The 4,551-nt window shown below is 64.3% G+C and carries 3 protein-coding genes; all 3 read left to right on the top strand.

Annotation, left to right across the window (positions count from 1 at the left end; all coding sequences use genetic code 11):
* The first annotated feature begins 359 nt into the window (after positions 1-359).
* The 3 genes from Q0367_RS19795 to Q0367_RS19785 are packed head-to-tail and all read left to right on the top strand — an operon-like array spanning position 360 to position 4,260.
* Complete coding sequence (locus Q0367_RS19795) at positions 360-1,013, top strand: molybdenum cofactor guanylyltransferase (protein WP_297640130.1); 654 nt, start codon at positions 360-362, stop codon at positions 1,011-1,013.
* A gap of 7 nt (positions 1,014-1,020) precedes the next feature.
* On the top strand, positions 1,021-2,253 hold the full coding sequence (gene glp, locus Q0367_RS19790) for a gephyrin-like molybdotransferase Glp (protein ID WP_298984318.1): 1,233 nt from the start codon (positions 1,021-1,023) through the stop codon (positions 2,251-2,253).
* Positions 2,254-2,307: 54 nt separating this feature from the next.
* On the top strand, positions 2,308-4,260 hold the full coding sequence (locus Q0367_RS19785; protein ID WP_298984316.1) for a molybdopterin biosynthesis protein: 1,953 nt from the start codon (positions 2,308-2,310) through the stop codon (positions 4,258-4,260).
* The last annotated feature ends 291 nt before the right edge of the window (positions 4,261-4,551 follow it).

Below are 4,551 nucleotides of genomic sequence, written 5' to 3'. Positions count from 1 at the left end.
CCGACGCAGGCGCCTCTCGCCTCCCCGTCAGCAGCCTCGCCCTCCCGCAGGGCACAAATCCTAAATCTACACCTCCCAACTATAACTGTCAAATCAGATGGACGTCAGATAAAAGATAAATGTGAAGTCCGACGGCGACGTCTGCACCGTCAGAAAAGTCGTAGACGCCGCATTGGACGATTCGAGCACGCCAGAGAGCAATCGCTCTAAAACTGCACAGGTTCGTTGCGTCCCTAAGAACTTTCTACGCGGCGAAAGTGCAATTCGTCAAGATGTTGCTATAATGACAGGGCCGACGCTGTTCAAGTGCGCCGTCTTTCAGCGTCCCGTCTGCGAAAACAGTCCAGAAGACCGTCTCGATGTTTGAATCGTTTGGATCTTTTCACTGCGATCTAATTATCAACGCCGGCGGCGAGAGTCGACGCATGGGGCGTCCTAAGGCGCTGTTGCCTGTTCCGCCCGACAACCTGCCACTGATCGCCCATGTAGCGCAGCGCTTATCGAGGTTGCCGCTCAATCGACTGATCGTGGTCGCCAATGACCCTACGCTGCCGGAAAAGGCGCATCTACCGGCCCACGCGTTCTTCACGCCTGACGCCTACCCGGGAACGGGCACACTGGGCGGCATCGCCACCGGCCTGCAACATGCGGAAGGATGGGCTATCGTCGTGGCGTGCGACCTGCCGTTCGTCGACGCAGGGGTGTTCGCCCTGCTCGCCCGCTTCGCCGCCGAACAGGACGCTCAGGGCGACCGCTGGGACGCCGTCGTGCCGGTGGTCGGCGGCTACGAAGAGCCGCTTCATGCGCTCTATCATCGGCGCTGCCTGCCCGCCATTGAGGCGCGGCTGGCGCAGGGGCAGCGTCGCGTGATCAGCTTCATGGGAGACGTGCGCACCTGCTACGTCCATGAAGAGATCCTGCGCAGCGTCGATCCGGAGCTGCGCTCGTTCATCAACGTCAACACGCCCGAAGAGTGGCAATCTGCGCTTCAATTGCTTGCGATGACTCCGTGATTGACCTATGCCAACCGAACTTTTCACCGTCCATACGCCCGCCGACGCCTGGGCGCGCTTCGCCGAACAGTATCGACCTCAGGTGCGCGTCGAACGCATCGCCACCGCCGACGCGCTTGGACGCGTGCTGGCGACGCAGTTGACCTCGCCGCAGAATCTGCCGGAGTTTGCCCGCTCCACCGTCGACGGTTACGCCGTGGCCGCCGTCGACACCTACGGCGCGTCGCCGGGGCTGCCGGCGCTTCTCACCGTCGTCGGCGAAGTGCCGATGGGCAAGGCGGCGACCTTCCCAATCGGCCCGGGCGAAGCCGCGCTCGTCCACACAGGCGGCATGATCCCCCCCGGCGCCGACGCCGTCGTCATGATCGAGCACACGCAACGCGTCGACGAGCGCAACATCGAAGTCTTTCAGCCGGTGGCCGAAGGCCAGAACGTCGTCCAGATCGGCGAGGACATTCGTCTCGGGCAGCCGATCCTGAAGTCCGGTCATCGCCTGCGCGCCCAGGACATCGGCGGCTTAATGGCGTTGGGCATCGTCGAAATCGACGTGGCTGCGTCGCCGGTCGTGGGCGTCATCTCGACCGGCGATGAAGTCGTGCCGCCGGAGCAGCGCCCTGCACCAGGCCAGGTGCGCGACATCAACTCCTATTCGTTGGCGGCGCTGGCCCAAAGCGCCGGCGCGCGGGCGTTGCGCTACGGCGTCGTCCCGGACGATCGCGCTGCGCTGGAAGCCGTCGCCCGCCGCGCGATCCAGGAGTGTGACATCGTCGTCTTCTCTGCAGGCAGCTCCGTGAGCTACCGCGACATGACCGCCGAGGTCATCAACGACCTGGGCAAGCCCGGCGTGCTGGTGCATGGCGTCAGCGTCAAGCCCGGCAAGCCGACCATCCTCGCCGTGTGCGACGGCAAGGCGGTCTTCGGCCTGCCCGGCAATCCGGTCTCGGCGATGGTGATCTTCGAGCTCTTTATCACGCCCGCCATCTGCGTTGCGATGGGCGCGGCGCCTCCCCCGCGAACGACGGTGCGCGCCCGCCTCGCCCGCAACCTTGCCTCCGACGCCGGCCGCGAGGACTACGTCCAGGTGCGGCTGGAGGAGAGAGAGGGCGAGCTGTGGGCGGTTCCGGTCCTCGGCAAATCCAACCTCATCTATACGCTGGTCAACGCAGAAGGCGTGATCAAGATTCCGCTCGATTCCAACGGCCTGCGAGCAGGAGAGTGGGTCGCGGTGACGCTTGGATAGACGTTTTGCCTGCATCGAACACAAAAAGCAAACACTTTCCATCTGGTGACCGCTATGAATCTCGAATCGCGCAACATCTATCTGCAAGACGTGGCGTTGAGCGAGGCGCTGGAGCGCTGGCATGCCGTCCTGGCGGAGCATGGCCTCTTGCAGCCGCTTCCCGCAGAAACGATTCCGCTCGAGCAGGCGCTAGGGCGAGTTACGGCCGAGCCGGTGTGGGCGAAGATTTCCTCGCCTCACTATCACGCAGCCGCAATGGACGGTTACGCCGTGCGCGCCGAAGCAACGCGCGGCGCCACAGAGACCACCCCCCTGTTGCTCAAGGTCGGCGAGCAGGCCATCCCGGTCGATACGGGCGACCCGCTGCCGGGCGATGCGAACGCCGTCATCATGATCGAGAACACGCATCTGGTCTCCCGTCCCGACGGCGATTACATTGAGATTCTGGCGTCGACGCCCCCCTGGCGCTACGTGCGGCCGATGGGCGAGGACATCGTAGCGACCGAGCTGGTCTTGCCCGCCAACCACCGCATCCGCCCGCAGGACATCGGCGCCATCGCCGGCAGCGGCCATACGGAAGTGACGGTCTATCGTCGCCCGCGCGTCGCCATTCTCCCGACCGGCACGGAGCTGGTCAAGCCGGGCGAGCCGCTCAAGCCGGGCGACATCATCGAGTACAACTCGCTGGTGTTGGGCGCCATGGCGGAAGAGGCGGGCGCGCTCGTCACGCGCCTGCCGATCGAGGCGGACGACCGCAAGGCGATCCAGAAAGCAGTCGAACAGGCGCTTGTCGACCATGACCTGGTGGTCGTCAACGCCGGCTCTTCGGCCGGTTCGGAAGATTTCACCGCCTCGATCGTGCGCGAGCTGGGCGTGCTCTGCGTGCACGGCATTGCCATTCGACCGGGCCATCCGGTGATCCTGGGCGTGGCGCGCCACCGGGCGATCGCAGGCATTCCGGGCTATCCTGTTTCGGCGGCGATGACTTTTGACATCATTGTGCGGCCGCTGCTCTATCGCTGGCAGGGGCAACCGCCGCCGGAGCGGCCTGTGATCGAAGCGGTGCTCACGCGCAAGGTGCTCTCGCCCATGGGCGAGGACGAGTTTCTACGCGTTTCGCTGGGTCGCGTCGGCGGCCGCGTGGTGGCGACGCCGCTCTCCACGGGCGCAGGCGTGCTCATGTCGCTGGTCAAGGCCGACGGCATCGTGACGATCCCGCGTTTCTCCGAAGGCTATCACGCCGGCGAGACGGTGAAGGTCGAACTGCTGCGCTCCCCGCGCACGATCGACAACACCATCGTCGCCATCGGCAGCCACGACATGACGCTCGACCTGCTCGCCGATTTTCTGCAACGCCGTCATCCTCACCTGCGCCTTTCCTCGAGCCACGTCGGCAGCGTCAGCGGCCTGCTTGCCCTGCAACGCAACGAGGCGCATCTGGCCGGCAGCCACCTGCTCGATGAAGAAAGCGGCGAATACAACATCGGCTACGTCCAAAAAATGTTGGGCGAACAGGGCGTGCACGGCGTGTTGCTCGGCTTTGTCCGTCGCACCCAAGGGTTGATCGTCCCCAAAGGCAACCCGAAGCGAGTGGAGTCGCTGGAGGATCTGCTGCGCGAGGATGTGATCTTCGTCAATCGTCAACGTGGGGCGGGCACGCGCGTCCTGCTCGATTACGAGCTCAAAAAGCGAGGAGTCAATCCCCGACGCATCCAGGGCTACGACCGCATGGAGTACACGCATCTGGCCGTCGCCGCTGCGGTCCGGAGCGGCGCAGCCGACTGTGGGCTGGGCATCCTGGCGGCGGCGCGGGCGCTCGACCTCGACTTTGTTCCGCTCTTCGACGAACGCTACGACCTTGTGATCCCCCAGGAGCATTATGAGTCGCCGCTGTTGCAGCCGCTGCTCGAGATCATCCGCGATCGGGCGTCAGGCTTCGCCGCCGCCGTCGAGTCGTTGGGCGGCTATGGCGTGGAACAGATGGGGAACGTGCTGGGTGAATTTTGACAAAGAGCAAAAACCATCTGAAGGGAAACCGGCGAATCGAAGGTGCGACTTCCAGCCGCGCGCTTTCGGCAGACCGCAAGGTGTTAATTCAAAGGAAGCGCAGCCGCGCGCTGCGTCCACTTGAGCCGGTTGTCGAGGCCCAGAAGCCGCCTTGACAGGCCGCAGCCTGATCGGCGAAACTTCTCTCATTCCGTAGATTTCACGCCTCATCGGTTGCATCTTCCAAAGGAGAGCTTCCCCATGGCGCAGAACACGCTGCCTTCTGCGGCGCGGCTTGTGATCATCGGCGGC

It is taken from the genome of uncultured Caldilinea sp. (genome assembly GCF_937128415.1).
In the GTDB taxonomy this organism is placed as follows: domain Bacteria; phylum Chloroflexota; class Anaerolineae; order Caldilineales; family Caldilineaceae; genus Caldilinea.
Note: the sequence above shows the minus strand (reverse complement) of the source record. Positions and strands in the feature narration are given on the sequence as shown.

Coding starts and splice junctions, on each gene's coding strand:
- Q0367_RS19795 (WP_297640130.1), top strand. CDS start 360: ATGTTTGAATCGTTTGGATCTTTTCACTGCGATCTAATTATCAACGCC.
- glp (WP_298984318.1), top strand. CDS start 1,021: ATGCCAACCGAACTTTTCACCGTCCATACGCCCGCCGACGCCTGGGCG.
- Q0367_RS19785 (WP_298984316.1), top strand. CDS start 2,308: ATGAATCTCGAATCGCGCAACATCTATCTGCAAGACGTGGCGTTGAGC.